Source organism: Amycolatopsis sp. NPDC098790, from assembly GCF_044759945.1.
GTDB lineage: Bacteria > Actinomycetota > Actinomycetes > Mycobacteriales > Pseudonocardiaceae > Amycolatopsis.
In genome coordinates this window covers 892,866-919,257 of sequence record NZ_JBIWAI010000001.1, presented here as the reverse complement: position 1 = coordinate 919,257, position 26,392 = coordinate 892,866, and the positions used below count along the sequence as shown (strand labels likewise).

Sequence of the window (26,392 nt, the reverse complement as noted above, 5' to 3'; positions counted from 1 at the left end):
TCCATGATGCCCGCGCCGCGCGCGACGTGCGCGACCTGGGTGGTTAGGGTGGGTCACGGTTTCGTGGTGGCCGGGATTACGGAGCGCACATGACGCAGGACAACAACACTGGGGACCAGCCGCCCCCCGAGCCGCCGAAGCGCGGTTCGATGAGATTCCAGGACTCGAACACACAGCCCAAACAGCCTTCGGTCGCGGAGCAGCGGGCTCGTCAGCAGGCTCTCAAGCAGGAGGAGCGGGACGAGGAGCTGGCCCGCCAGGCCGACGCCAAGGCGGCGACCCGGCGCAAGATCCTGATCGGCAGCGGTGTCACGGTCGGGCTCGTCGGCCTGGTCGCGACGTTCTACACGGTCGCCAAGCCGCAGGGCGAGGTCACCGCGGTCTGCACCGACTCGAACGGCATCGTCCAGAACGACGACTACTGCGACGACAACTACGTGACGAGCCACGGCGGCTACCACAGCGGTGGCTTCCTGTTCCTGCCGATCGGCGGTGGCGGCTACAACAGCTACCGCTACAACTACGGCGGCACCGGGGTCATCGGGCAGCGGGTGAGCGGCGGCTCGTACGACGCGCCGTCGTCGCGGACCAGCGTCAACACGAAGTCCGGCAAGTCCGTCCAGCGCGGCGGCTTCGGCATCAGCGGCAAGAGCGGCAGCACCGGGAGCACCGGCGGCAGCGGCAAGAGCGGGGGATCGTAGGTGTACCGGGACCGGCGTGAGCCGCGGCGCGACTGGCAGCGGATCGTCGAGGAGCAGGGACTCGTCTACGGCACGCCGGCCCGCGACGCCAGCGGCCGCACGCGGCCGTACTGGGACGAGTCGGTGCACTACGTATTCGACATGGACGAGGTCCTGTCGCTCGAGGCGGACGTCGAACTGCTGCACTCGATGTGCCTGGAGGCCGTCGACAACGTCGTGACGACCGAGGGCTACCAGCGGTTCGGCATCCCCGAGTGGGTCTGGCCGCACATCGCCGAGTCGTGGAAGCGGCAGGATCCGCACGTCTACGGCCGGTTCGACCTGCGCTACGACGGCAAGTCGCCGGCCAAGCTGCTGGAGTACAACGCGGACACGCCGACGACGCTGCTCGAGGCGTCGCTGCTGCAGTGGCACTGGAAGACCGACGTCTTCCCGGACGACGACCAGTGGAACTCGATCCACGAAAAGCTCGTCGAGCGCTGGGCTTTCCTGCAGGACAAGCTGCCGTCGAACGAGCTGCACTTCACCTGGTCGGCGGCCGATCCGAGTGGCGAGGACAACGTCACCACGGCGTACCTGCAGGAGACGGCGGCCGAGGCCGGGCTCGACACGGTGGGGCTGGCGATCGAGGAGATCGGCTGGGACCCGGTGCTCAAGCGGTTCGTCGACCTCGAAGAGTCGCAGATGGCGACCGTGCTGAAGCTGTACCCGTGGGAGTGGGTGGTCGACGAGGAGTTCGGCCGCCACGCCGTCGAGTCGCTGCCGCGGACACTGTGGATCGAGCCGCTCTGGAAGATGATCCTCTCCAACAAGACGCTGCTGGCGATCCTGTGGGAGAACTACCCGGGCCACCCGAACCTGCTGCCCGCGTTCGCCGACGACCCGGGCCTGCTCACCGAGTACGTCCGCAAGCCGAAGCTGGGCCGCGAGGGCGCGAACGTCCAGATCGTCGCGACCGGCTACGAGACCCAGACCGACGGCGTCTACGGCGCCGAAGGGTTCGTCTACCAGGCGTTCGACCCGCTGCCCGAGTTCGACGGCTACCGGCCGGCGCTCGGCGCGTGGATCGTCGGCGACAGCTCCGCCGGCCTGGGCATCCGGGAGACCGGCGGGCTCGTCACCGACGACGGTGCCGCATTCGTCCCACATCGCATCCCCGAAGCGTGATACAACACCGTCGCTGATCAGCTCTTTCCTCCTGGGAGACAACTCGTGAACACGACCCTTGCGCTGTCCGACACGTTCGGCTCCGACCTCGTGCGGGGGATCGGCGCGATCCTGCTGTACGGCGTCATCGGCCTGCTGCTGATGTTCGCCGGCTTCTACGCGATCGACTGGACCACGCCGGGCAAGCTGTCGAAGCTAGTGACGCAGGGCCTGCCGAACGCGGTGATCGTCACCGCGTCCGGGATGCTCTCGATGGCGTTCATCGTGGTCGTCGCGATCTTCAACTCGGCCAGCGACCTGACGGAAGGCCTGATCACGTCGCTGGTCTACGGCCTGCTCGGCATCATCGTCCAGGTGATCGCGGTCCGGCTGCTGGAGTGGGCGACCCGCATCGACGTGGCCTCGACCATCGAGAGCGAGAAGTTCGCCCCGGTGAGCATCGTCGTCGCGGCGGCGCACCTCGGCCTGGGCCTCGTGGTGGCGGTCGGCATCTCCTGACCCGATGATTGTGAGCCGGGTCACGCAGCGCGTGGCCCGGCTCCTCCGTTCGCACTAGCGTGGGGTTCGTGCGCCTGCTGAGGACACCGGACGACCGGTTCACGGACCTGCCCGACTTCCCCTTCGAGCCCAAGTACGTCGAGCTCGACGACCCCCACGGCGGCGTGATCAGAGTGGGTTACGTGGAGGCGGGCCCGGCCGACGGCCCGGTGGTGCTCCTCCTCCACGGCGAGCCGAGCTGGTCGTACCTGTACCGGAAGATGCTCCCGGTCCTGGCCTCGGCGGGCCTGCGAGCAATCGCCCCGGACCTGGTCGGCTTCGGCCGGTCCGACAAGCCGGGCGACCTGACAGACCACACGTACGCGCGCCACGTGGAGTGGATGCGAGGATTCGCGTTCGACGCGCTGGACCTCCACGACGTCACACTCGTCGGCCAGGACTGGGGTGGCTTGATCGGGCTGCGCTTGGTGGCGGAGAACCCAACGAGGTTCGCGCGGGTGGTGGCGGCCAACACGGGCTTGCCGACGGGCGACATCGACATGCCGGCGGTGTGGCATTCGTTCCGCGAGGCGGTCCAGAAGGCCCCGGTCCTGGACGTCGCGAGGTTCGTCCAGTCGGGGTGCACTTCGAAGCTGTCGGAAGAGGAGCGGGCGGCGTACGACGCACCGTTCCCGAACGAGATGTACAAGGCGGCGCCGAGGGCGATGCCGGGGCTGGTGCCGTACCGCCCGGACGACCCGGCATCGGAGGCGAACCGGGCGGCGTGGAAGACGCTGACGGAGCTGGAGATCCCGTTCCTGGTGGCGTTTTCGGACGGAGACCCGATCACGGGCGGAATGGGCCCGATCTTGAAGCGTTCGATGAAGGGCGCGCAAGGTTTGGACCACCCGATGATCGCGGGGGCGGGGCACTTCCTGCAGGAGGACAAGGGCGAGGAGCTGGCGGGGCACGTAGCCCGGTTTGTGCGCGGCTGAGCAACCCTGAGCCAGCAAGAGAACAGGCGGCCGGCAACGCAGGCAGACCACGAGGTCACCAGACCTCCCCCGCCCCTCGTCCCAAGCCGCAGTTCAGTCGACGATCAGGTTTGTCAAGGCACGCTTTCCCGCCTTGACAAACCTGAGCGGCGACTGAAAATCCAACCGGAGGGGCGGGGGAGGTCGGACCCGCTCACCCGGGACGGACATCGAAAGCCAGCCATGGTCTTTTGCTTTTCGTCGCGACAAAAAGCAAAAGACCTGTCCTCGCCGGACGGGCAGGCTCCGGGATGGCCGGGGTTTCGCTGTCCCCTCACCTTCTCGGGTGGGTCCGCTGGGTGGTCATCCCGTCGCCTGAACGAGGCCTATCACTTTGAGCCAGGCCCGCAAGCTTTTGTTTTTTCCCTCGCCTCGGGCCGTGGGTTGCGGGCCTGGCTCAAAGTGATTTACCGGCCTCAGGCGACGGGATGACCACCCAGCTTCTTCTGGTTCAAAGCGCCGCGTGCGTTGCCTTCAGCGCGTCCACCAGGATGTCCAATCCTTCTTGCGCTTCTTCTGCCGTCAGCGTCATGGGTGGGCCCAGCCTCAGCACGTTTCCGTGCAATCCACCCTTTCCGATCAGCAGTCCTCGCTTCTTCGTCTCCTCCAGCATTCTTGCCGCTGCCGGGACGTTCGGTTCCATTGTTCCCGGCTTGATCAGCTCTACTCCGATCATCAGGCCCTTGCCTCGTACCTCGGCCACGATTGGTGAAGACGCGGCCTGGAGGCCGGAGATCAGCTGCGCTCCTCGGGCTGCGCAGTTGGCCTGCAAGTCGTGGTCCTTGATGTAGTCCAGGACCGCCGTTGCTCCCGCCATTGATACCGGGTTGCCGCCGAACGTCGAGAACGACTGGGCCTGGAAGCAGTCCAACACGTCTCCGCGGGCCACCACGCCGCCCACCGCCAGCCCGTTTCCGAGTCCCTTTGCGAACGTCATCATGTCCGGGGTTACGCCGTGGGCCTCGATGCCCCAGAAGTGCTCGCCCGTTCGGCCCCAGCCCGTCTGGACCTCGTCCGAAATGAACAGCACTCCGTAGGAATCGAGCACTTCCTTCATCGCCCGGAACAGGCCGTCCGGGGGGAGGCTGAAGCCGCCCACCCCCTGGATCGGCTCCGCGATCAGGCAGGCCACGTCGCCCGCCGTTGCCGTGTCCAGGACGTCCACCAGGTCCGCCACGCACGCGTCGATGTAGTCCGCGTCCGACAAAGCACGGAACGGGCTTCGATACCGGTAGCCGCCGTGGACGTAGTTGACCTTCACCGGGCTCAGCGCCGATGCCGACCAGCCTCGGTTGCCCGTGATCGCCACCGTTCCGAACGAGCGGCCGTGGTAGCTGTTGCGCATCGCCAGGACCTGGTTGCTGCGGCGGAACTGCGTTGCCAGCATCAGCGCCGTGTCGTTGGCCTCGCTGCCCGAGTTCGTGAAGAACACCTTCGCGTCCGGGATGTTCGACAGCTTGGCGATCCGCTCGGCCAGCTCGACCTGGGACCGGATCAAGTACAGCGTCGACGTGTGGAGGATGCCCGTGTCGAGCTGCTTGCGGACCGCGTCGCCGATCTCCGCGACGTCGTAGCCCATCGAGTTCGTCAGCACGCCGGCGAAGAAGTCGAGGTACGTGCGACCTTGCGAGTCCGTCATGCGGCGGTCGTGCGCGTGCACGATCTCGATCGGCTCTTCGTAGAGCAGGGACATCCAGGACGGCATGACTGCGCGGTGGCGGGCCAGCAGCTCGTCGGTCATCGAACGCCTCCTCGGGGTCTCAAGCGAGTATGAGGAGGCCGTGAACAGCGCTTCAACGATCAGACTGTCGGGATAACCCAGTAGGGACGCACAGTCTGTACGGACTACCCTCAGTCCTCGTGATTGACCCCAGGACTCTGCGCGATGACCCGGAAGCCGTGCGCGCGTCGCAGCGCGCCCGTGGTGAAGACGAGGGAGTGGTCGACAAGCTGCTCTCCCTCGACACCCGGCGCCGGTCTTCGATCGCGGCCGCCGACAAGCTGCGCAACGAGCAGAAGCTCCTGGGCAAGCAGATCCCGAAGGCGCCGCCGGAGGAGAAGCAGCAGCTGCTCGCCACCGCCAAGGACCTCGCCGCGCAGGTCAAGGCCGCCGAAGCCGAGCAGAACACCGCGTCGGAGGAGTTCGACCAGCTCTTCCGGACCGTGCCGAACCTCGTGCACCCGGACGCGCCCGTCGGCGGCGAGGACGACTTCGCCGTGGTCAAGCACGTCGGCGAGCCGACGAAGTTCGACTTCACCCCGAAGGACCACCTCGAGCTGCTCGAAGCGCTCGGCGGCGTCGACATGGAACGCGGCGCCAAGGTCTCGGGCTCGCGGTTCTACTTCCTCACCGGCGTCGGCGCCCAGTTGCAGCTCGGCCTGCTCAACATGGCCATCGCGCAGGCCCTCGAAAACGGCTTCACGCCGATGATCACGCCGTCGCTCGTGCGCCCGGAGATCATGGCCGGCACCGGCTTCCTCGGCCAGCACTCGAGCGAGATCTACCACCTCGAGGACGACGACCTCTACCTCGTCGGGACGTCGGAGGTGCCGCTCGCCGGCTTCCACGCCGACGAGATCCTCGACCTGAACGACGGCCCGAACCGCTACGCGGGCTGGTCGTCCTGCTACCGGCGCGAGGCCGGCTCGTACGGCAAGGACACCCGCGGCATCATCCGCGTCCACCAGTTCGACAAGGTGGAGATGTTCGTCTACGCCAAGCCGGCCGACGCCGAGGCGGAGCACGAACGGCTGCTCGGCTGGGAAGAGCAGATGCTGGCGAAGATCGAGGTGCCCTACCGGGTGATCGACACCGCGACCGGCGACCTCGGCACGTCCGCGCACCGCAAGTTCGACTGCGAAGCGTGGATCCCGACGCAGGACACCTACCGCGAGCTGACCTCGACGTCGAACTGCACGACGTTCCAGGCCCGCCGCCTCTCGGTCCGCTACCGCGACGACAACGGCAAGCCGCAGATCGCCGCGACGCTCAACGGCACGCTGGCCACCACCCGGTGGATCGTCGCGATCGTCGAGAACCACCAGCAGGAGGACGGCTCGGTCCGCGTGCCCGAGGCGCTGCGACCGTTCGTCGGCGGCAAGGAAGTCCTCACGCCTCGCTGATTTGGGTGGATCCGCGGTGCCGCTCCGTTCGTCCCAGTAGTGTCCGGGCCGAACGGGAGGATCCATGCGGATGAAGTGGCAGGTCGTGGCGGCGGTGGCGGCCCTGACCGTGGTCTCCGGCTGCTCGGTGGCCGTCAACGGGACGGCGTCGCCGGTGCCGGGTCAGGGGCCGATCGTGACGGCCGTCGACGCCTGCACGCTGCTCGACCAGGAGCAGGTCGACGCGCTCGGCTACGAGTCCCCCGGCCGCTCGGTGCAGGAGAACAAGGAGCGGCTGCAGGCGCCGATGTGCCTGTGGAGCAGCAAGGACGACATCGAGCCGTCGGCCACGCTCAACGTCGGCTACGCGACGGACCTGGACTTCAACGAGTACATCGCCGGCGCCGTCCCGAAGTCCGATCCGCAGCAGCTCGGCGGCTTCACCTGGACGCAGTACCCGTCGATCCTCGCCGACGACTGCGTGTTCTACGCCATCCTCGGTGACCAGTCCTTCGCGTTCGTCAGCGTCTCGGGCCCGGAGCTGGCCAAGTCGTGCGAGCTGGCGAAGACCGTGGTCCCGCAGGTCGCGGCCCACCTGCCCGGTGGCCAGGCCGCGCCGCCGATCACCCCGGCCGGGCCGAAGAAGGCGGAGCCGGGCGGGCCGCTGCTGTCGGCCGACCCGTGCGCGATGCTGAAGCCGGACCAGGTGGCGCAGCTGAAGAACATCTCGCCCACCGGCGAGAAGGACACGTCGTCCACGGTGCCGAACGCGTCCTACTGCCTCTGGGACGACACCGACGGCAGCGAGGGCCAGAAGGCGTTCGAGGTCTGGTTCGGCCCGAGCACGCCGATGACCGATTGGCCGGGCGTGAAGGGCGTCAACCCGCTCGAGACCGTCGACGTCGGCGGCAAGAAGTGGGGCGTCTACCCGAACCTCGGCGGCCTGCGCGTCACGTGCGGCGCGTTCCTGCCGATCACCGAAACGTCGTCGGTGCAGGTGGTCAGCGGGTTCATCGGCGACGACGCGAAGACGTGCGACGTCGTCAAGCAGGGCCTGCCGCTGGTGACCGCGAACCTGCCGGGTTAGTCCTTCGCCACCTGGTCGGCGATGTGGCGCGCGATCTCCAGCGCGCTCGTCGCGGCCGGCGACGGCGCGTTCAGGACGTGCACCTGGTCGCGCGCGGTCTCGATGAGGAAGTCGTCGACGAGCGAGCCGTCGCGGCGCATGGCCTGCGCGCGCACGCCGGAGCCGTGGCGGACGATGTCGTCGGCGGTGACGGCCGGGACGAGCCGGGCGAGGCTCGCGGCGAACCGCTTCTTCGAGAACGAGCGCCGCACCTCGTCGAGGCCGGTCGGGAACGCGTACTTCTTCGCCAGCCGCCACGCGCCTGGGAAGGCGGCGACCTCGGCGACGTCCTTCGCGGAGAAGTCGCGCCAGCGGTAGCCCTCGCGGCGCAGCGCGAGCACGGCGTTCGGGCCGGCGTGGACGCTGCCGTCGAGCATCCGCGTGAGGTGCACGCCGAGGAACGGCAGCGTCGGGTCCGGCACCGGGTAGATCAGGCCCTTGACCAGGCCGCGGCGTTCGGGCTTGAGCTCGTAGTACTCGCCGCGGAACGGCACGATCTTCGCCGACGGCGTCAGCCCGGCCAGCCGCGCGACGCGGTCGGAGTGCAGGCCGGCGCAGTTGACGAGCGCGTCGGCCTGGACGACGTCTTCCCCGGTCGCGACCTCGACGCCGCCGTTCGCCCCCGCGCGGATGGCCAGCACGGGGCTGTTCAGCCGCAGGTCGACACCGGCTTCGTCGAGGAGCCGGACGAGCGCGGCGCAGACGCCGGGGAAGTCGATGATCCCGGTGGACTCGACCCGCAGCGCGGCGACGCAGGCGACCTCGGGCTCGTACTCGCGCGCTTCGGCGGGGGAGACCTTCTTCGCGGGCACGCCGTTGGCCTCGGCCCGCTCGGCGAGGGTGTTCAGCGCGGGGATCTCGCGCTCGTCGGTCGCGACGACGAGCTTCCCGCACACCTCGACGGGCACGCCGTACTGCCGCGCGAAGTCCACGATGGACCGGTTGCCGGCGACGGACATGCGCGCCTTGAACGACCCTGGCTTGTAGTAGAGCCCGGCGTGCACGACGTTCGAGTTGTGCCCGGTCTGGTGGGCCGCCCAGCGGGATTCCTTCTCCAGCACGGTGACGTCCAGCCCGCGCCTGGTCAGCTCCCAGGACACGGCCAGACCGACGATCCCGCCCCCGACCACTACGACGTTGCGCACGGTCGACCAGGCTACGCGAGCGGGGAAGGGCCTGGTGAGGCGGTCAGTCCGGCCGCGCTCAGTGCCTTCTGGGTGTTCATCGCCAGCCCCGTCGCGTAGGCGCGCTCGAAACCGTCCGCGCCCAGCTCCGCCGCTGCCCGGCTCCGCACCGACGACACGTCCGGGTCACCGGCGATCGACGTCCCGCGCACGCCCGCCGCCGCGCCCAGGAGCGTGGCCGCCTGGTCCGGCGGCACGACCCCGGCCAAACCCTCCAAGGCGAACGCCACCACGTCGCCCGCGTGCCACTGGCGGCCGGTCAGCAACGCCGACCGGTGCAGCTGGGCCGCTTCGGCGGGACGTCCTTCGGCCACGGCCAGCCACCCGAGCGAGATCATCGTCATCGCGCGGACCGTCTCCGCCGCGAACGAGCCGCCCGGGCACTCCGCCAGCGCTTGTTCGCACCACGTACGGGCCGCGGTCAGGTCACCGGCCAGCCGGGCCAGGTTCGCCAAGCCGACGTACGCCGCCGCGCGGGACTCCGGCATGCCCGACCGGCGGGCCGTCGCCGCCGCCAGTTCGTAGTCCGCGCGGGCACCCGCCGGGTCGCCCGCCAGCAAGCGCGTCCACGCTCGGCGGCAGATCAGGTCGGCCGCGTCGTCCGTCGCGCCGATCTCGTGCATCAGCGCCAGTGCCTCGTCCATCAGCGGGACGGCGGCGTCGTGCTCGCCACGCCACGTCAGCAGCTGCGACAGGTGGTCCAGCGCCATCGACAAGCCCCACCGCTCACCCAGCGCGCGGAACTGGGCCGCGCCCTCGCGCAGGCCTTCCTCGGCGCCGGCCAGGTCGCCGGTCATCATCGACCGCAGGCCCATGCCCGTCGGCAGCAGCGCCCACGCCCAGGCGTCGCCGGTCGCCAGCAGGCCCTCGCCGCGGCCGAGCAGCTCGTCGTCGTCGCCGGGCGGGCCCACGACGACACCCATCAGCATCACCAGCATCGGGTTCCGGGGCGACCAGTCGCCGTCCGCCGCGTACCGCCGGACCAGCGGCAGGTACTGCTCCAGCGACTCGTCCGGGTGCCCGGACAACGCGCCGAGCACGCACACCAGGAACTCCTCGACGTACTCCTCGCGCAGCTCCGGCGGGGTCCGCGAGACGACGGCCAGCGACAGTCCGGCGCCCTCGAACCGCCGTCCGCGCATCCACCAGTACATCGCCAGCAGCGGCACCAGCCGCAGCGCGAGCGCGACGTCGTGCTCGGTTGCCCAGCGCAGCGCGGCGAGGAGGTTGTCGTACTCGGCGTCGATCCGGTCGAGCCACTCCAGCTGGGCCGCCGTCCGCAGCATCGGGTCGGCTTCCTCGGCGAACCGCAGGAAGTACTCGGCGTGCGCGCGGTGGATCGCCTCCGTCTCGCCCGCTTCGGCGAGCTTCTCGGCGCCGAACGCTCGGATCGTCTCCAGCATCCGGAACCGGCCGCCGACGGCCTCGACCAGCGACTTGTCCGCCAGTTCGAGCACCAGCCCATCGTCCGCGCCGCCGACTTCGGCCGCCGCGGCGAGCGTCGCGCCGCCGGGGAACACCGCCAGGCGCCGGGCCAGCTCGCGTTCGTCGTCGCCGAGGAGGTCCCAGCTCCATTCGACGACGCCGCGCAGCGAGCGGTGGCGCGCCGCGGCCGTCCGGCTGCCGCGGCCGAGCAGCCGGAACCGGTCGTCGAGCCGGGCCGCGATCTCGCCGAGCGCCAGGCTGCGGACGCGGGCCGCGGCCAGCTCCAGCGCCAGCGGCAGGCCGTCGAGGGCCGCGCAGAGGTGCTGGACGTCGCCGACGGTGTCGTCGTCGAGGACGAACGCGGGGTCGCTCGCCGCCGCGCGGTCGGCGAACAACCGGACCGACGGGTACGCCAATGCCTCCGCGGCGGGCGTGCCCGGCGGCGGGACGGCCAGCCGCGGCACCGGCGCCAGCTGCTCGCCGGTGATGCCGAGCGGCTCGCGGCTGGTGGCCAGCACCCGCAGTCCCGGGCACGCGGCGAGCAGCCGCGCGGCCAGCCGGGCCGCGACGTCGACGACGTGCTCGCAGTTGTCGAGCACGAGCAGCGCCGAGCGGTCGCGCAGCGCCGAGATCAGCCGTTCGGCCGGGTCCTGCGGGCCGCCTCGCGAGCTTTCGCGCAGGCCGAGCGCGGCCAGCACCGCGCCGGCGACGTCGGCACCGCGGTGCGGCGCGAGTTCGACGAACGCGACCGGCCCCGCCTCCGCGGCCGCGACTTCGACGGCCAGCCGCGTCTTGCCGGTGCCACCCGGCCCGGTCAGCGTCACGAGCCTGCTGCGTCCCAGCAGGTCCGCGACCTGCCGCAGCTCGCCGTCGCGGCCGACGAAGCTGGTCAGCTGCGCGGGCAACGCCGGTATCGCCGGCTTCTCGGTCTCGCCGCGCAGCACGGCGAGGTGCGCTTCGGCGAGGTCTGGACCAGGGTCGGCGCCCAGCTCGTCGGCGAGTGTGCGGCGGGCGTCCTCGAACGCGGCCAGCGCGTCGGCCGGCCGTCCGGCGGCGGTCAACGCGCGGACGAGCTGCGCCCGCGGGCGTTCGCGAAGCGGCTGCGCGGCGACGGTTTCGCGCAGCTCGGCGAGGACGTCCTCTGCGCGTCCCAGCGCCAGCCGGGCCTCGACGTGGTCGTCCGCGGCGTCGGCCCGCAGCTCGTCGAGCCGGACGGCCTGCGCGGCGGCGAAGGGCGCGTCGGCCACGTCGGTGAACGCGGGCCCGCGCCACAACGCCATCGCTTCACTGAGGACAGTCGCCGCGCGCGCGTGCTCGCCGTTCTTCAGCAGCGTGCGGCCTTCGCGGGCCAGGCGTTCGAAGGCAGATGCGTCCACTTCGTCCGGTTCGACGACCAGCCGGTAGCCCGCCGCGGTGAATTCGACCGGCGCCAGGTGCTTCACCGCCGTCCGCAGCCGCGAGACCTGTGACTGCAGGGCGTTCGCGGCGCCCTCGGGCGGGTGTTCGCCGTACATGCCGTCGATCAGCCGGTCCGCCGGGACGAACCGGCCGGCCTCCAGGGCGAGCAACGCCAGCAGTGTCCGCGACCGCGGGCCGCCCACCGCCACCTGCGTGCCGTCCGTTTCCCACGCCGCGACGGCCCCCAGTACCCCGAAACGCATGTGCCCAGCTTAAGACGGTGGCCGACCTGCGGAAGTTGTCACTCGAAAGTGGTCTTCGGCGTGGGCCTGTGAATCACCTGAGTGTGCGTCTATACACTTCGCCGGGTCCCCACGCAATGGGAGAGGTATGTCGACCGACAGCATTGCCCTCGGTCAGCCGACCGTCGGAGAAGAAGAGCTCGCCGCGGTCGCCGAGGTCTTCAAATCCGGCTGGCTGGCCGGTGCCGGACCGGCGTGCCGCCGCTTCGAAGAGCGGTTCGCGCAGGTCACCGGCACCGCGCACGCGTTGACGACCGCCAACTGCGGCTCCGCGCTCTTCCTCGGCCTCAAGGTCCTCGGGGTGAAACCCGGCGACGAGGTCATCGTCGGCGACTACACGTTCCCCGCCACCGGCCACGCCGTCGTGCAGGCCGGCGCGACCCCGGTGTTCGCCGACATCCGCCCGGACGTCTTCAGCGCCGACCCGGCGCACGTCGAGTCCCTGGTCACGCCGAAGACGGTCGGCATCCTCGCGGTCGACGTCGCCGGCCAGCCCGGTGACTTCGACGAGTACCGCGCCATCGCCGACAAACACGGCCTCTGGCTCTTCGAGGACGCCGCCTGCGCCGCCGGGGCGACGTACAAGACGCGCCCGGCCGGCAGCCTCGCCGACCTCGCCGCGTTCTCGTTCCACGGCCGCAAGGGCATCACCGCGGGCGAGGGCGGCGCGCTGGTCTCCGACCGCGAAGACCTCATCGCGCACGCCCGCAAGCTGCACACCTACGGCATCGAACCGGCGATCAGCCGCGAAGGCTCCACCGCGCTGCCGATCCCGGAGTTCCACGAGCTCGGCTACAACTTCCGCATGTCGGACGTCCAGGCCGCGATCATGAACGTCCAGCTCGACCGGCTGCCGGACCTCCTCGCCGCCCGCCGGTCGGTCGCGAAGCGCTACCACGAGGCGTTCGACGACGTCGACGCGTTGACCGTCCCGGTGGAACTGTCCGATCGGGAGCACCCGTGGCAGGCCTACCTGCTCACGGTCGCGCCGGAGGTCAGCCGGGACGCGCTCGCCCTGCGCGTGCGCGAACAGGGCGTCCAGTGCAACTTCGGCACCTACGCCTCGCACCTGCAGCCGATCTACGGCCCCCAGGCGCCGCTGCCCGTCTCGGCGGACGCGTTCGCGCGTCAGCTCGCGATCCCGATGCACGCCAACCTCACCGACGCCGAGGTCACCCGCGTCGGCGAGGTCGTGCGCGAAGCCGTGCAGTCCCTGTCCTGAAGCCCCTACCGAGGAGAAATTGGTGTCCGACAAGAAGGTGCTCTTCACCGGGGGCGGTGGGTTCATCGCCGCGCACGTCATCCCGCTGCTGATCGAGGGCGGCTACACGGTCCGGATCCTCGACAACATGACCCGCGGCGACCGCGCGCGCGTCGACGAGTTCGTCGCGACCGGCCAGGTCGAGCTGGTCGAGAAGGACGTCCGCTACGGCGGCGCGGTGCGCGAGGCCATGCGCGGCTGCACGCACGTCGTCCACTTCGCGACGGTGTCGATCAACAAGTCGATCGCCGACCCGCACGAGTCGATCGACATCAACATGATCGGCAACCACAACGTCTTCGCCGCGGCCGCCGACGAGGGCGTCGAGCGGCTGGTGTTCGCCTCGACGGCGTCGGTCTACGGCGAGCCGAAGCGGCTGCCGATGCACGAGGACGACGAGCTGCGCCCGCTCACGCCGTACTGCATCTCCAAGCGCGCGGGCGAGGACCTGCTGGGCTTCTACGAGCGCCAGAAGGGCCTGTCCTGGAACGCGTTGCGGTTCTTCAACGTGTACGGCCCTGGCCAGAAGATCGAGGCGTACTACACGTCGGTCATCAACCACTTCATCCAGCGCCTGCGCGCCGGCCAGCCGCCGATCATCGACGGCCGCGGCGACCAGTCGATGGACTTCGTGCACGTCACCGACCTCGCGCGGGCCGTCGTCGCCGCGCTGGAGTCGGAGCGGGCGAACCTGCCGATCAACATCGGCACCGGCATCGACACGTCGATCGCGGCGCTCGCGAAGATCCTCATCGAGGCCGTCGGCGTCGACGTCGAGCCGCTGTTCAACGAGCGTGACGTGCTGGTTTCGCGGCGCGCCGCCGACATCTCCCGCGCCCGCGAGGTGCTGGGCTGGGAGCCGCGGATCACCGTCGAGGACGGCATGCGGGAACTGGTCAAGGAATCAGAGTGAGCACCACCGCGGGGCCGGCCCAGGGACGTGCGATGCGCATCGCGGTGGTGAACAACTTCTTCCCGCCGCGGGTGGGCGGGAGCGCGCACATGTCGGCTTCGCTGGCGGCGCAGTTCGTCGAGGCCGGGCACGAGGTGCTCGCCATCACGGCCGCCTACGCCGACGCCCCGGCCGAGGAGGAGCGCGACGGCTACCGCGTCGTTCGCCTCCCCGCGGTGAAGATGCCGCAGGTCGGCCTGTCGATCGACTTCGACATGAGCTTCGCGTCGCTGCGGCCCGGCAACTGGCGGCGGCTGTGGAAGCTGCTGGACGAGTTCAAGCCGGACGCGATCCACCTGCACGGCCAGTTCTTCGACCTGTCGTGGCTGGCCGGGATCTGGGCGCGGCGCCACGGCGTCCCGACGCTGCTGACCATCCACACGCTGCTGATCAGCGACAACAAGCTGTACGGCGGCGTGTTCCGGCTGCTCGACGCGGTGCTCGTGAAGCCGATTCTGCGGTACCTGCGGCCCAAGTACGTCATCCTGGACAAGCTGGGCGTCGACTACTGCGTCGAGCGCTACGGCACGAGCGACGCGAACTCGGAGTACTTCCCGATCGCGGTCGACACCGGGCACTTCGCGAAGCCGGTGACGAAGGACGTCCGCGCGGAGCACGAAATCGGGGACGCGCCGCTGATCGTGTCGCTCGGGCACGTGATCCCGCTGCGCAACCGGCTGCCGCTGATCGAGGCGCTGCCGTCCATTTTGGACAAGCACCCGGGTGTCCGGGTGGTCGTCGTCGGCCGCGTGTACCACGACGCGTTCCTCAAGCGGGCGGCCGAACTGGGCGTCTCGGACGCGCTGGTGGTGACGGGCGCGGTGCCGAAGGCGGACGTCCCGGCGTACTTCGCGGCGGCGGACATCGTCACGCACGATCTCAACGGCGGCTGCGGCACGGCGTCACTGGAGGCGATGCTGTCCGGCACGGCGACGATCGCGTCGGTGACCGAGGACAACTACCCGGGCATCGAGCTGCGCAACGGCGAGAACGTGCTGCTGGTCCGCCCCGACGACGCGGAAGCCGTGGCGCGCACGGTGATCGAGCTGCTCGACGACCCGGACCGCCGGGCGCTGATCGCGCAGCGCGAGAGCGAGATGGTGCGGTCGAACTTCGGCCTCGACGTCGTCGCCGAGGAGCATTTGAGGACGTTCGAGAAGCTGGTGTCGGAAGCCGATGTTCTTCGATGACGAGCGCAGCCACCGGCTGCGCCCGCAGATCCTGACCGAGCTCGTTTCGCAGTACATGAACGACGCCGAGCGCGCGCAGTTCTACGGGCTGCCCTCGACGTGCCGCGTCCGCGAGCGCGTGAAGATCATCAGCCCCGAGAACCTGAAGATGGGCGACCACTGCTGGGTGGGTGAAGGAGCGGCCCTCGACGCGAGCGGTGGCCTGGAAATCGGCGAGCACACCAGCATCGGGCTGAACACGCTGATCTTCACGCACTCGAGCTGGCTCGCGAACATGACGCTGCAGAACCATTCGGGCAGTGACCTGATCGAGCGCAAACCGGTGAAGATCGGCAAGGGCTGCTTCATCGGCGGCCTGGTGGTGATCATGGCGGGCGTGACGATCGGTGACTTCGCGACGGTGCAGCCGAACTCGGTGGTGGCCAAGGACGTTCCGCCGCGGACGTTGGTGGCGGGCAACCCGGCGCGGGTGTTCCAGCGGTACGACGAGGAGTACATCCAGTCCGAAGTGGACCGGGTGCGGACGGAGAACGCCCGCCGCCGCGAGATCGCCGAGGAACGCGGCACCGACGCGACCGGCTGGGGCGCGCCCTCCGGCGATTTTTCCGACTAAGTGGATGACGGCAGCGCCGGCGCCGGACGCCGGCGCCGCCGTCGTGGAACCGCCCGAACCTTCGGCGGCGAAGTCCTCGCGCACGGAGGCGCACGCAGCACAATCTAGTCCTTCGTGACCGAGCGCGAGATATCGATTACACAACGTTCGAAAGATCGACACGCAACCTTTCCGCCGCCCGGCCGTCGCTGCTAGAGGACGGAACGAGGTGACCCATGGCGCGCGGCGACGACGAGTTCGCGGACTTCGTGCGTGCGTCGTCGGCGCGGCTCACCCACGCCGCCTACCTGCTCACCGGTGACCGCCACCAGGCCGAAGACGCCGCCCAGACCGCCTTCACCCGCACCTACGCCGCCTGGGCGCGGGTCCGCCACAAGGACGCCTACGGCTACGCCCGGACCGTCCTGGTCAACCACGTCATCGACGGCTGGCGGCGCCCGATCCGCGAGTACGCCACCGAGGTCGTGCCCGACCGGCCGGACCGCCACGACGTCGACCGGTCCGTCACCCAGCGCGCGTGGCTCACCGCCGTGCTGCGGACGCTGACCGACCGCGAACGCGCCGTCGTCGTGCTGCGCCACTTCTTCGACCTGCCGGAGGCCGACGTGGCCCGTGAGCTCGGCGTTTCGCTCGGTACCGTGAAGAGCACGAACTCGCGGGCGCTGGCCAAGCTGCGGGTCGAGGCCGGCGAGGACACGCTGATCGGAGGGGGCGGGCGATGAACGACCTCGACGACTTCCGCGCCGCGCTCCGGCAGCCGCTCGACGAGCCCTTCGCCGAGCCGGACCTCGCCGCCATCATGGCCGGCGGCACGCGCCTGCGACGCCGTCGCCGCGTGCTGACCGCCACCGCCGGGATCGCCGCCGCGGCCGCCGTCGTGCTCGTGTTCGTCTTCGCCGTCCAGCTGCGGCAGCCCGCCCCCGCGCCGGTCGCGCAGCCGCCGTCGCCGCTACCTGCGACGTCGACGTCCGCCGAGCCCGCCGCGGAGCAGCCTCTCGGAGACGTCATCGGCACCGGGATCCAGACGGCGGCCGGCGAGATCGTCTTCTTCGCCCGCGCCGTCGACCTGCCGGAACGGCCGGACATCCACTTCGGCGTGGTGGCCGGCTTCCGCTCGGGCACGTCACTGCAGGCCGCGCTGGCGACGAACGAGTACCGCGGCTCCGACCGGTCCTTCGGCTTCCACGCCACCGACGGCGGCGAGGTGATCCGCAGCCAGGTCATCCCGGTCTTCGGCTACTTCGCCGGCCCGGCGGCGAAGATCACGACCACCGTGCACGGCCAGACCGTCGAGGCGCACCTGGCCAAGTGGACCGCGGACCCCAGCGTGGTCATCTTCTGGTTCCACCCCGACTCCGTGCCCGACTCCGCCTCCCTGACCCCGCTGATCGCCTACGACGCGGACGGCAAGCGGCTCACCAAGTAGGCGGTACCGGGCGGCACCGCGTGGGCGTAAGAACCCCACCGTGACCTCACGACGAGCGTTCCTCACCGCGTCGGCCGCGGCAGCGGCGGCGTCCGCGATCGGAGTCCCCGCCGGCGCCGCCGAACTCGGCGACCGCGGCCCCGGCGTCCCCGTCCGTCCGCAGTGGCCCGGCCCGGACCTGCGCGCGCTGCTGCGGCAGGTCGACGAGCGGCGGATCGAAGCGACCGTGCGCCGGCTGGCCGCGTTCGGCACGCGGCACACGCTGTCGGCGCAGGACGACCCCGCGCGCGGCATCGGCGCCGCGCGCGACTGGCTCTTCGCGCAGTACCAGCAGATCGCGGCGGCGTCCGGGGGACGGCTGAGCGTCGAACTGCAGTCGTACGTCCAGCCGCCGGCCGACCGGATCCCGGTACCCACCAGGATCACCAACGTCGTCGCGACGCTGCGCGGGTCCACCGATCCCGGCCGCGTCTACGTCGTCTCGGGGCACTACGACTCGCGCCGGACCGACGTCATGGACTTCACCGGTGACGCACCGGGCGCCGACGACGACGCGTCGGGTGTCGCGGTCGCGCTGGAGCTGGCGAGGGTCCTCTCGACGCGGCAGCCGGCCGCGACGATCGTCTTCGCCGCCGTCGCGGGCGAGGAGCAGGGCCTCTACGGCGCGCGGTTCATGGCCCAGCAGTTCAAGGCCTCCGGCACCGACGTCCAGGCGATGTTCACCGACGACATCGTCGGGTCCAGCCGGGCCGACGACGGGACGCGCGACCCGTTCACGATCCGGCTGTTCGCCGAGGGCGTCCCGACCGCGGAGACGCCGGCCGAGGCCAACCTGCGCCGCAGCATCGGCGGCGAGAACGACTCACCGCCGCGGCAGCTGGCCCGGTTCGTGAAGTCGGTGGCGGAGAACGACGCGACCGGCATGACGGTCCGCGTCATCTACCGCCGCGACCGCTACCTGCGCGGCGGCGACCACATCGGCTTCCTGGAGCAGGGCTACCCGGCGGCGCGGTTCACCGAGCCTGCCGAGGACTTCGCGCACCAGCACCAGGACGTCCGCGTGGAGAACGGCGTCCAGTACGGCGACCTGCCGGAGTTCTGCGACTTCCCGTTCATCGCCCGGGTCGCGCGGGTCAACGGCGCCGCCCTGTGGTCGCTGGCGACGGCGCCGGGAACGCCGAAGGGCGTAAAGATCCGCACAGCGGCGCTGACGAACGACTCGGAACTGCTGTGGGACGCGACGCCGGGCGCGACCGGCTACGAAGTCGTCTGGCGCGAAACGACGGCGCCGGACTGGACGCACGCGCTCGACGTCGGCCCGGCGCTGACGGCGAAGATCGACCTGTCGAAGGACAACGTCTTCTTCGCCGTCCGCGCGGTGGGCCCGGGTGGCCGCCGGAGCCCGGCGGCGTTCCCGGTGCCGGTGAGCTAAGCCGCGGCCTGCGTCAGGACCTGCTCGACGACGTGGTGCGACGGCAGGATCAGGTCGCGCTCGGCGTCCGCGTCGACCTTGCCCTCCAGCAGATCGCAGAACCGGTCCAGCTGCGAGGCCAGCGGCTCGCGCGCCGTGATCAGCTCCGGGATCTCGATCACGGTCTGCTGCCGGTAGCCGAGGCCGTCCGGGGTGACGGAGTCGTGCGAGACGTGCCGGTAGATCGTGACGTCGCGGCGGAGCAGGTCGATCTCGATCAGCCGGTCCAGCTCCGAAACCACCAGCGAGCGGACCTTCTTCTGACCCAGCCGCGACGCCGAAACCGTGGCCAGGCCGGTCGGGAACGACAGCACCGTCTCGATCGTGTCCTCGGCGCCCTCGACCGACGACGGGTGGAAGTACCCAGCGCCGGACGTCACGCGCGAAGGCGTTGCGCCGCCGAAGAACTGGATCGCCAGGTCGACGTCGTGCACGAGCAGGTCCCAGGCGACGCCCGTCTTGATGCGCGGCGCGTACGGGCCGTGGCGGCGGGCCATCAGGTGCACCGGCTCCTGCACCAGCGCCCGCGCGGTCATGACCGCCGGGTTGTAGCGCTCCAGCAGCCCGCACATCAGCGGGATGTCGTTCTTCGCCGCCAGCGAAACGATTTCCTGCGACTTCTCGAAGCTGTTGCAGACCGGCTTCTCGACCAGCATCGGCTTGCCCTGGCGGAAGATCTCCTGCGCCAGGTCGTAGTGCACCTCGGTGGCCGAGGCGAGCACGACGGCGTCCACATCGGACAGTTCGCCGATCTCCGGCGTCCACTGCGTTTCGTACCGGTCGGCGACGGCCTTGCCCGCTTCCTCACGCGGATCGATCACCCGGACCAGGTCGACGCGCTCGTTCTGGGCGAGCACGCGGGCGTGCAGCGACCCCATGTTCCCGGTTCCGACAAGAGCGATCCGATGCGTCATGCGCCCAGTACCTCGCGAACGGTTTCGATGATGGTGTCCAGGTCGGACTCGGTCAGGTGCGGGTGCACCGGCAGCGAAAGCGCCTGCTCCGAAACGGCGCGGGCCACCGGGAAGTCCTCGACGCGCGCGCCCGGGATCAGGTCGTGACCCGCGTAGCAGTCGTAGTCGAAGACGATCTTGGGGTAGTAGATGCCGTTGCCGATGCCGCGCTCGGTGAGCGCCGCGGCCAGCTCGTCGCGCGAGAGGAACGCGTGCGGCCCGACCAGCACGGTGTACTGGTGCCACACGTGTTCGCGGCCTGGCAGCACCTTCGGGACTTCGAGGCCCGGCGTGCCCGCGAGACCCTCCGAGAGCCGCTTCGCGTTCGCCTGGCGGGCGGCGGTCAGCTGGTCGAGCTTGGCCAGCTGCGGGATGCCGACGGCGGCGTGCAGGTCGGTCATCCGGTAGTTGTGCCCGGCGACCTCGTACTGGTACCGGGCGCGCATGCCCTGGTTGCGCAGCACGCGCAGCTTGTCGGCCAGCGCGTCGTCGTCCGTCGTGATGACGCCGCCCTCGGCGGTCGTGATGTTCTTCGTCGCGTACAGCGAGAAGCAGCCGATGCCGAACGACCCGGCCTGCTTGCCCTCGAACGACGCGCCGACGGCCTGCGCCGAGTCCTCGATCACCTGGAGGCCGTGCTCGGCGGCGAGCGGGGCGAGCTTGCCCATGTCCGCCGTCTGGCCGTAGAGGTGCACCGGCATGAGGACCTTCGTGCGGTCCGTCACGGCGGCCGCGACGGCGTCGGGGTCGATCGCGAAGTCGTCGCGCCGGATGTCGGCGAACCGGACGGTCGCGCCGGCCTCGAGGATCGCGTTGAGCGTCGCGACGAACGTGAACGGCGAGGTGATGACCTCGTCACCCGGCTTCAGGTCGAGGACCTGGAGGGCGGCGACCAGCGCGGTCGTCCCGTTGTTGACCGCGATCGCGTGCTTCGTCCCGGAGACCGCCGCGAAGGCGTCTTCGAAGCGCTTGACCATCGGTCCCTGTGCGATGGCGCCGGAACGCAGGACCTCGACGACGAGGTCCTCTGCGTCGCGGACGTCGACCACGGTGATGGGGATCATGGGCAGTCTCTCTCGGCAGGCGATTTCGGGGCGTCCGGTACAGTGAGCCGCCGGTTCTGCGCCCGGCCGCCCTGCATCAACGCGGGCCACACGTTACCGGGCGCGGTAGCACGCCCAGTACCCAGCCGCCGACGAACGGATACCCGCCCGTGGCCAACCGCATCCACCCGACCGCCGTCCTCGGCGAAGGCGTCGAACTCGGGGACGGCAACGTGATCGGGCCCTACGCGGTGATCGTCGGGCCGGCCCGGATCGGCGACGGCAACTGGATCGGCCCGCACGTGACGATCGGCACGCCCGGCGAGGACCGCGGCCGCCCCCACCCGGACGCCTGGACCGAGGCGCCGGTGGGTGACCCCGATCACGACGGCCACGGCGTCGTCATCGGCAGCCGCAACCGGATCCGCGAATACGTGAGCGTCCACCAAGGGACCTGGCGGACGACGACGGTCGGCAGCGACGGCTACTTCCTGCGCGGCTCCCACATCGCGCACGACTGCCTGGTCGGCGACGGCGTGACGATCGCCTCCAACGCGGTCACGGGTGGCCATTGCCACATCTGGGACGGCGCCAACCTCGGCATGGGCGCGATCCTGCACCAGAAGGTCGTGATCGGGCCCGGCGCGATGATCGGGATGGGCTCGGCGGTCCGCCGTGAGATCGGCGCGTTCACCATCGCCGTCGGCAACCCCGCCCGCGTCACCGGCGTCAACGTCGTGGGCCTGTCCCGCCGCGGCGTGGACGAGGAGACGATCGAGGCGCTCGGGCCGTGGCTGAAGGGCAAGGAAGGTCTCCCGGACGTCACGCTGCCCGGCGACCTCTCTACCTTGGTAAAGGCGTGGGACGCCCGCCCGCGCGAAGAGCACTAGGAGCTGTCTGATGTCGGAAGTCGCCCCCAAGCTGCGCGAGGTCTTCGTCGAGGCGCTGGACCTCGACGCGGACGTGGACGTCGAGAACCTGAAGTACCGCGACCTCGAGGCGTGGGACTCGGTCGGCCACATGGCGCTGGTCGCGGCCATCGAGGACGAGTTCGACGTCGAGTTCGACACCGACCAGGTCATCGACATGTCGAGCTTCAAGGTCGCCGTCGACATGGTGACCGAGCTGCAGTCGAAGAATGACTGATTCGTCCCTGTCCGGTCGCGTCGCGCTCGTCACCGGCGGGACGCGGGGGATCGGCCTGGCCACCGTGCGCGCACTCGTCGAGGCCGGCGCGACGGTGGTGCTGACCGGACGTGACGAAGGTCGCGCGAAGGAAGCTGCTTCGGCAGCCGGTGCCGCGGCCGGGCTCGCCCTCGACGTCACCGACGCGAAGGCGGTGTCTTCGCTGGTCAGGGGCGTCGCGAAGGAGCACGGCAAGCTCGACATCGTCGTGGCCAACGCCGGGATCATGGAGGACGCGCTCCTCGGGATGATCCGCGAGGAGCTCGTCGACACGACGCTGAGCACGAACGTCGCCGGCACGCTGCACACCGTCCAGGCCGCGGCTCGGGCGATGATGCGCAAGAAGACCGGCTCGATCGTGGTGCTCGCGTCGATCGTCGGCTCGTACGGAAGTGCTGGTCAGACCGTGTACGCGGCCTCGAAGGCGGCGGTGGCGAACATCGCGAAGTCGGCGGCGAAGGAACTCGGCCGGTCCGGCATCCGCGTCAACGCGGTCGCGCCGGGCGTGATCGAAACCGACCTGACCGCGGGCCTCAGCGAGGACGCGAAGGCGGAGAACACCGGCAAGACGCCGCTCGGGCGCCTCGGCCGGGCGGAAGACGTGGCGAACGCGATCCGGTTCCTGGTGAGTGATGAGGCTTCTTTCATCACCGGACAGGTGCTGGGCGTCGACGGAGGCTTGGTGCTGTGACGCTGTTGGGTGCGGGAGCCCGGCTGGTCGATGTGGCCGGGGGCCGCACGCTGGCGGGCGCGGAACTGTCGGCCGAGGTCGGCAAGCGCGTGGAAGAGCTGGCCGAGCTGCCGGTCGGGGTCGTGTTCGCGCGGATGGCGGTCGACCTGCCGAGCGTGCTGACCTACCTCGGCGCGTTCGAATCCGGGCGGGCGATCGCGCTGATCGACCCGGCGCTCGACTCGGACGTGCTCGCCGGGCTGGTCGCGCGGTTCCGGCCGGCGGCGGTGCTGTCGGCTTCGGGTGACGCGCCTGACGGGTATTCGCTTCGTGGTGCCGACTGGGTCCGGTCCTCGGCGGAGGGCGTGGAGCCGCACCCCGACCTGGCCGTGCTGCTGCCGACCAGCGGGTCGACCGGCAACCCCAAGCTCGTCCGGCTTTCGCGGCAGGCGATCCTGGCCAACGCCGACGCCATCGCGCAGGTGCTGCACATCGACGCCGACGAGGTCGCGCCCACCTGCCTGCCGCTGCACTACAGCTACGGCTTGTCGGTGCTGAACTCGCACTTGGTGCGCGACGCGACGATCGTGATCGAGCCGTCGGGCGTGCTCGGCCGCGGGTTCTGGGACGCCGTGAACACCTACGGCGTCACGTCCCTCTCGGGCGTCCCGTACCACTACGAAATGCTGCGGCGGCTCAAGTTCGACCCCGCGAAGTACCCGACGCTGCGCACGCTGACGCAGGCCGGCGGGAAGCTGCGCGACGAGCTGGTCGCCGAGTTCAACGACAAGATGCTCGCGGTCGGCGGCCGGATGTACGTCATGTACGGCCAGACCGAGGCAGCGCCGCGGATGACGACGGTGCCGGCCGAAAAACTGGCCGAAAAGCTCGGTTCCGCCGGGCCGGCGCTGCCGGGCGGCAAGTTCGCGGTGCGTCGCGACGACGGCTCGGAGACCACGCACCCGAAAATTGTCGGTGAGGTCGTCTACCGTGGGCCCAATGTGATGCTGGGTTACGCGGACGACGAGTCCGGCCTGGCCAAGGGCGACGAATGCGGCGGCGAGCTCGCCACCGGTGACCTCGGGTACCTCGACGAAGAGGGGTACCTGTTCATCACCGGGCGGCTCAAGCGCATCGGCAAGGTGTTCGGCAACCGCGTCAGCCTCGACGACCTCGAAAACGCCGCCCGCGCGGCGGCGGTCGGGATCGACGTGGTGGCGGCGGTGCCCGCCGGCGACAAGGTGGTGCTGTTCGCCGAGGGCGTCGACAAGGACATCTGCAAGGACGCGTCGCGGGCGCTGTCGGAGCGGCTGCACCTGCACGCCAGCGGGTTCGACGTCCGCCCGATCGACACCGTGCCGCTGCTGGCCAGCGGCAAGATCGACTACCGGTCATTGGAGGCGAAGGTATGAGCGTGTTCACTCGGTCGCAGGGTGACCGGGAAGCCTTGCTGCTGCCCGAACTCGCCTCGCTGACAGCCCACCACCGGGCGAATTCCGAGGGCTACGAACGGATCTTGTCGTCTTTGGGAATCGCGCCAGACGCGGCTTTCGGCTCGATCGCGGAGCTGCCGTGGCTGCCGGTGCGGATGTTCAAGACGCACGACCTCAAGTCCATTCCGGACGCCGAGGTCTTCAAGACGCTGACGTCGTCGGGCACCACCGGCGCCGGCGCGTCGCGGATCTACCTGGACAAGGAGTCGGCGGGCGCGCAGACCAAGCAGCTCGGCGCGACGCTGCAGGAGGTCCTCGGCGGCGAGCGGCTGCCGATGCTGATGGTCGACACGATCGGCATCATCAAGAACCGCCGGTCGTTCTCCGCGCGCGGCGCGGGTGTGCTGGGCATGGCGAACTTCGGCCGCAAGCACACGTACGTGCTCGACGAGAACGACAAGCCGGACGTCGAGGCCGTCAAGAAGTTCCTGGCCGAGTACGGCGACAAGCCGTTCCTGATCTTCGGCTTCACGTTCATGGTGTGGCTGTACCTGTACGAAGTCGCGCGGGACAACGACCTGGACCTGTCGAACGGGATCCTGATCCACAGTGGTGGCTGGAAGAAGCTGATCGACCGCGCGGTCGACAACACCGAGTTCCGCCGCCGGTTCAAAGAGGACACCGGGCTGACCCGGATCCACAACTACTACGGGATGATCGAGCAGATCGGCACGGTGTTCCTCGAGGGCCCGTCCGGCAACTCGCTGTACTGCCCGGACTTCGCCGACGTCGTCATCCGGAACCCGGAGACGTGGGAGGAGCAGCCGGTCGGGGAGCCGGGCGTGATCGAGGTCGTCTCGACGCTGCCGACGTCGTACCCGGGGCACGTGCTGCTGACCGAAGACCTCGGCGTTTACAACGGCATCGACGACGGCGACTGGCCGGGCAAGCACTTCTCCGTGCTCGGCCGCCTGCCGAAGGCCGAGGCCCGAGGGTGCTCGGACACGTTCTCGGGAGCGGCGGCGTGACTTCCCTGACCCAGCGTTTCCCCTCGGGTGACTCGGTTCCGGTCGCCTCCTTGGTCTCGCAGTTGCGTGCGGCCCCGCCGGGTGGCCGGTTGCGCGTCGGCGACCCGCGGGTCGTCGAGTTCATCACGAAGTTCGCGCGCAAGCTGCTGGCGCCGGCCACCGCGCGCCGCTTCCCGGAGCTGGCGTCGCTCGGCTTCTTCCTGCGCAAGGGCGAGATCGCCAAGGCACTGTCCACTCTAGACACTTCCGGCAGTGCCCTGCGGTTCCCGCGCGGGCTGGTGTTCCACGTGCCGCCGGCGAACGTCGACACGATCTTCGTCTACTCGTGGGCGCTGTCGGCGCTGGCGGGCAACCACAACGTCGTGCGGGTGTCGTCGCGTTCGGCCGGTGCCGCCGAAGCGGTGCTTGAGGCGCTGAACGCGGCTTTGTCCGAAGTGGACTCTTCCGTGTCGGACGTCATCCGGGCCACCCAGCGCATGGTGACCTACGACCGCAGCGACGAGGTGAGCGGCGCGCTGTCGCTGGCCGCTGACCTGCGCGTCATCTGGGGCGGCGACGGTTCGGTCGCGGCGCTGCGCAAGTACCCCCTGGCGCCGCACGCGCGTGACCTGACGTTCCCGGACCGCTCGTCGTTCGCCGTCGCGTCGGTGGCGGGCTGGCAACGAGCGTCCGCGCAGGAGCGTCGTGCGGCCGCCGAAGGCTTCTACAACGACTCGTACTGGTTCGACCAGGCCGCCTGCTCGTCGCCGCGCGCGGTGTTCTGGGTCGGCGACTCCGAGGGCGCGGCCACGGCCGGGGGTGAGTTCCGGACGTTGCTGGCGGACGTGCTGGCGGTGAAACAGCACGTCACCGAGCCGGCGATGGCGGTCCAGAAGCGCGTGTCGGCGTACGGCGCGGCGGTCGACGGCCTGGTGCGCGGCATCGAGTTCGCGGGCAACGGCCTGGCCACCCTGGAGCTGACCGACCCGGCGATCCTGCCGCGCGAGTGGCTCGGCGCGGGCACGTTCGCGAACGCGCACGTGTCCTCTTTGTCCGATCTGGTGCCGATCGTCCTGCGCAAGGACCAGACGGTCAGCCAGTTCGGCTTCTCGGCGGAGGAGCTGACGGAGTTCGCGCACGAGCTGGCGGGCCGCGGCGTCGACCGGATCGTGCCGTTCGGCAGCGCGCTGACGTTCTCCGCGGTCTGGGACGGTTACGATCTGCTCCACGAATTCAGCCGCCTGGTCACGGTGCAGGCCTGAGGAGACCGTC

General features: G+C 70.2%; 24 protein-coding genes. 19 read left to right on the top strand and 5 right to left on the bottom strand.

Annotated elements, in window-relative coordinates; translation table 11 throughout:
• Positions 1-149: 149 nt before the first annotated feature.
• The 4 genes from ACIQWX_RS04670 to ACIQWX_RS04655 all read left to right on the top strand — a co-directional run bounded on the left by ACIQWX_RS04670 (position 150) and on the right by ACIQWX_RS04655 (position 3,340).
• Positions 150-701, top strand: a complete 552-nt coding sequence (locus ACIQWX_RS04670; protein ID WP_400865534.1) for a hypothetical protein — start codon at positions 150-152, stop codon at positions 699-701.
• Complete coding sequence (locus tag ACIQWX_RS04665; RefSeq protein WP_400865531.1) at positions 702-1,868, top strand: glutathionylspermidine synthase family protein; 1,167 nt, start codon at positions 702-704, stop codon at positions 1,866-1,868.
• A gap of 45 nt (positions 1,869-1,913) precedes the next feature.
• Complete coding sequence (locus tag ACIQWX_RS04660; RefSeq protein WP_086678937.1) at positions 1,914-2,366, top strand: DUF350 domain-containing protein; 453 nt, start codon at positions 1,914-1,916, stop codon at positions 2,364-2,366.
• 68 nt (positions 2,367-2,434) lie between these two features.
• The gene (locus ACIQWX_RS04655) at positions 2,435-3,340 is read left to right on the top strand and encodes a haloalkane dehalogenase (protein WP_400865526.1); all 906 of its coding nucleotides are present in this window, start codon (positions 2,435-2,437) and stop codon (positions 3,338-3,340) included.
• Positions 3,341-3,830: 490 nt separating this feature from the next.
• Here ACIQWX_RS04655 and ACIQWX_RS04650 read toward each other — a convergent pair whose 3' ends face one another.
• On the bottom strand, positions 3,831-5,120 hold the full coding sequence (locus tag ACIQWX_RS04650) for an aspartate aminotransferase family protein (RefSeq protein ID WP_400865523.1): 1,290 nt from the start codon (positions 5,118-5,120) through the stop codon (positions 3,831-3,833).
• Between the two features lie 119 nt (positions 5,121-5,239).
• On the opposite strand from ACIQWX_RS04650, the gene serS reads away from it, so the two are divergent.
• The gene (gene serS, locus ACIQWX_RS04645) at positions 5,240-6,502 is read left to right on the top strand and encodes a serine--tRNA ligase (RefSeq protein WP_400865520.1); all 1,263 of its coding nucleotides are present in this window, start codon (positions 5,240-5,242) and stop codon (positions 6,500-6,502) included.
• A 64-nt stretch (positions 6,503-6,566) separates the two neighbouring features.
• Positions 6,567-7,568 carry a DUF3558 family protein gene (locus ACIQWX_RS04640; RefSeq protein ID WP_400865518.1) on the top strand — a complete coding sequence of 334 codons (1,002 nt, stop codon included), beginning with the start codon at positions 6,567-6,569 and terminating at the stop codon, positions 7,566-7,568.
• On the opposite strand, the gene lhgO is transcribed toward ACIQWX_RS04640, so the two are convergent.
• Together lhgO and ACIQWX_RS04630 are read right to left on the bottom strand one after the other, a co-directional pair.
• The gene (gene lhgO, locus ACIQWX_RS04635) at positions 7,565-8,752 is read right to left on the bottom strand and encodes an L-2-hydroxyglutarate oxidase (protein WP_400865516.1); all 1,188 of its coding nucleotides are present in this window, start codon (positions 8,750-8,752) and stop codon (positions 7,565-7,567) included. The genes ACIQWX_RS04640 and lhgO overlap by 4 nt on opposite strands.
• 11 nt (positions 8,753-8,763) lie before the next feature.
• Positions 8,764-11,877 (bottom strand): ATP-binding protein, encoded by a 3,114-nt coding sequence (locus ACIQWX_RS04630; RefSeq protein ID WP_400865513.1) that lies wholly within the window; start codon positions 11,875-11,877, stop codon positions 8,764-8,766.
• Between the two features lie 127 nt (positions 11,878-12,004).
• Between ACIQWX_RS04630 and ACIQWX_RS04625 the strand changes: the two genes are divergently transcribed.
• From ACIQWX_RS04625 to ACIQWX_RS04595, 7 genes are all read left to right on the top strand, one after another.
• A complete protein-coding gene (locus tag ACIQWX_RS04625) occupies positions 12,005-13,138 on the top strand; it encodes a DegT/DnrJ/EryC1/StrS family aminotransferase (RefSeq protein WP_400865510.1) in 1,134 nt (377 codons plus the stop codon).
• 22 nt (positions 13,139-13,160) lie between these two features.
• The gene (locus ACIQWX_RS04620) at positions 13,161-14,090 is read left to right on the top strand and encodes an NAD-dependent epimerase/dehydratase family protein (protein WP_400865508.1); all 930 of its coding nucleotides are present in this window, start codon (positions 13,161-13,163) and stop codon (positions 14,088-14,090) included.
• A 32-nt stretch (positions 14,091-14,122) separates the two neighbouring features.
• Entirely contained in the window at positions 14,123-15,319 is a 1,197-nt protein-coding gene (locus ACIQWX_RS04615) for a glycosyltransferase family 4 protein (RefSeq protein WP_400869390.1), read from the top strand.
• Positions 15,306-15,932 (top strand): acyltransferase, encoded by a 627-nt coding sequence (locus tag ACIQWX_RS04610; protein ID WP_400865505.1) that lies wholly within the window; start codon positions 15,306-15,308, stop codon positions 15,930-15,932. The genes ACIQWX_RS04615 and ACIQWX_RS04610 overlap by 14 nt, the downstream gene beginning before the upstream one ends.
• Positions 15,933-16,147: 215 nt before the next feature.
• Complete coding sequence (locus ACIQWX_RS04605; RefSeq protein ID WP_400865502.1) at positions 16,148-16,654, top strand: SigE family RNA polymerase sigma factor; 507 nt, start codon at positions 16,148-16,150, stop codon at positions 16,652-16,654.
• Entirely contained in the window at positions 16,651-17,358 is a 708-nt protein-coding gene (locus ACIQWX_RS04600; RefSeq protein WP_400865500.1) for a hypothetical protein, read from the top strand. The genes ACIQWX_RS04605 and ACIQWX_RS04600 overlap by 4 nt, the downstream gene beginning before the upstream one ends.
• Positions 17,359-17,398: 40 nt before the next feature.
• A complete protein-coding gene (locus ACIQWX_RS04595; RefSeq protein ID WP_400865497.1) occupies positions 17,399-18,790 on the top strand; it encodes a M28 family metallopeptidase in 1,392 nt (463 codons plus the stop codon).
• On the opposite strand, the gene ACIQWX_RS04590 is transcribed toward ACIQWX_RS04595, so the two are convergent.
• Together ACIQWX_RS04590 and ACIQWX_RS04585 are read right to left on the bottom strand one after the other, a co-directional pair.
• Positions 18,787-19,743 carry a Gfo/Idh/MocA family protein gene (locus ACIQWX_RS04590; RefSeq protein ID WP_400865495.1) on the bottom strand — a complete coding sequence of 319 codons (957 nt, stop codon included), beginning with the start codon at positions 19,741-19,743 and terminating at the stop codon, positions 18,787-18,789. The two genes, ACIQWX_RS04595 and ACIQWX_RS04590, sit on opposite strands and share 4 nt — an antisense overlap.
• Positions 19,740-20,846, bottom strand: a complete 1,107-nt coding sequence (locus ACIQWX_RS04585; protein WP_400865492.1) for a DegT/DnrJ/EryC1/StrS family aminotransferase — start codon at positions 20,844-20,846, stop codon at positions 19,740-19,742. Before ACIQWX_RS04585 ends, ACIQWX_RS04590 begins: the two co-directional genes overlap by 4 nt.
• A 149-nt stretch (positions 20,847-20,995) precedes the next feature.
• Here ACIQWX_RS04585 and ACIQWX_RS04580 point away from each other — a divergent pair, with 149 nt between their 5' ends.
• Genes ACIQWX_RS04580 through ACIQWX_RS04555 form a run of 6 tightly spaced genes read left to right on the top strand, consistent with a single transcriptional unit; the run spans position 20,996 to position 26,382 of the window.
• Entirely contained in the window at positions 20,996-21,715 is a 720-nt protein-coding gene (locus ACIQWX_RS04580; protein ID WP_400865489.1) for a UDP-N-acetylglucosamine acyltransferase, read from the top strand.
• Positions 21,716-21,725: 10 nt separating this feature from the next.
• Positions 21,726-21,971, top strand: coding sequence for an acyl carrier protein (locus ACIQWX_RS04575; RefSeq protein ID WP_400865486.1), 246 nt, complete (start codon positions 21,726-21,728; stop codon positions 21,969-21,971).
• Complete coding sequence (locus tag ACIQWX_RS04570; RefSeq protein ID WP_400865483.1) at positions 21,964-22,701, top strand: SDR family NAD(P)-dependent oxidoreductase; 738 nt, start codon at positions 21,964-21,966, stop codon at positions 22,699-22,701. Before ACIQWX_RS04575 ends, ACIQWX_RS04570 begins: the two co-directional genes overlap by 8 nt.
• Positions 22,698-24,092, top strand: a complete 1,395-nt coding sequence (locus ACIQWX_RS04565; protein ID WP_400865480.1) for an AMP-binding protein — start codon at positions 22,698-22,700, stop codon at positions 24,090-24,092. The genes ACIQWX_RS04570 and ACIQWX_RS04565 overlap by 4 nt, the downstream gene beginning before the upstream one ends.
• Positions 24,089-25,141, top strand: coding sequence for an acyl-protein synthetase (locus ACIQWX_RS04560; RefSeq protein ID WP_400865478.1), 1,053 nt, complete (start codon positions 24,089-24,091; stop codon positions 25,139-25,141). Before ACIQWX_RS04565 ends, ACIQWX_RS04560 begins: the two co-directional genes overlap by 4 nt.
• On the top strand, positions 25,138-26,382 hold the full coding sequence (locus ACIQWX_RS04555) for an acyl-CoA reductase (protein WP_400865475.1): 1,245 nt from the start codon (positions 25,138-25,140) through the stop codon (positions 26,380-26,382). The genes ACIQWX_RS04560 and ACIQWX_RS04555 overlap by 4 nt, the downstream gene beginning before the upstream one ends.
• Positions 26,383-26,392 lie beyond the last annotated feature (10 nt).

Excerpts from the sequence above, each read along its gene's own strand:
- ACIQWX_RS04640 (WP_400865518.1), top strand. The coding sequence starts at position 6,567 with ATGCGGATGAAGTGGCAGGTCGTGGCGGCGGTGGCGGCCCTGACCGTG.
- ACIQWX_RS04585 (WP_400865492.1), bottom strand. The coding sequence starts at position 20,846 with ATGATCCCCATCACCGTGGTCGACGTCCGCGACGCAGAGGACCTCGTC.
- ACIQWX_RS04600 (WP_400865500.1), top strand. The coding sequence starts at position 16,651 with ATGAACGACCTCGACGACTTCCGCGCCGCGCTCCGGCAGCCGCTCGAC.
- ACIQWX_RS04575 (WP_400865486.1), top strand. The coding sequence starts at position 21,726 with ATGTCGGAAGTCGCCCCCAAGCTGCGCGAGGTCTTCGTCGAGGCGCTG.
- ACIQWX_RS04625 (WP_400865510.1), top strand. The coding sequence starts at position 12,005 with ATGTCGACCGACAGCATTGCCCTCGGTCAGCCGACCGTCGGAGAAGAA.
- ACIQWX_RS04650 (WP_400865523.1), bottom strand. The coding sequence starts at position 5,120 with ATGACCGACGAGCTGCTGGCCCGCCACCGCGCAGTCATGCCGTCCTGG.
- ACIQWX_RS04605 (WP_400865502.1), top strand. The coding sequence starts at position 16,148 with ATGGCGCGCGGCGACGACGAGTTCGCGGACTTCGTGCGTGCGTCGTCG.
- ACIQWX_RS04615 (WP_400869390.1), top strand. The coding sequence starts at position 14,123 with ATGCGCATCGCGGTGGTGAACAACTTCTTCCCGCCGCGGGTGGGCGGG.
- ACIQWX_RS04590 (WP_400865495.1), bottom strand. The coding sequence starts at position 19,743 with ATGACGCATCGGATCGCTCTTGTCGGAACCGGGAACATGGGGTCGCTG.
- ACIQWX_RS04610 (WP_400865505.1), top strand. The coding sequence starts at position 15,306 with ATGTTCTTCGATGACGAGCGCAGCCACCGGCTGCGCCCGCAGATCCTG.
- ACIQWX_RS04630 (WP_400865513.1), bottom strand. The coding sequence starts at position 11,877 with ATGCGTTTCGGGGTACTGGGGGCCGTCGCGGCGTGGGAAACGGACGGC.
- ACIQWX_RS04560 (WP_400865478.1), top strand. The coding sequence starts at position 24,089 with ATGAGCGTGTTCACTCGGTCGCAGGGTGACCGGGAAGCCTTGCTGCTG.
- ACIQWX_RS04570 (WP_400865483.1), top strand. The coding sequence starts at position 21,964 with ATGACTGATTCGTCCCTGTCCGGTCGCGTCGCGCTCGTCACCGGCGGG.
- ACIQWX_RS04670 (WP_400865534.1), top strand. The coding sequence starts at position 150 with ATGAGATTCCAGGACTCGAACACACAGCCCAAACAGCCTTCGGTCGCG.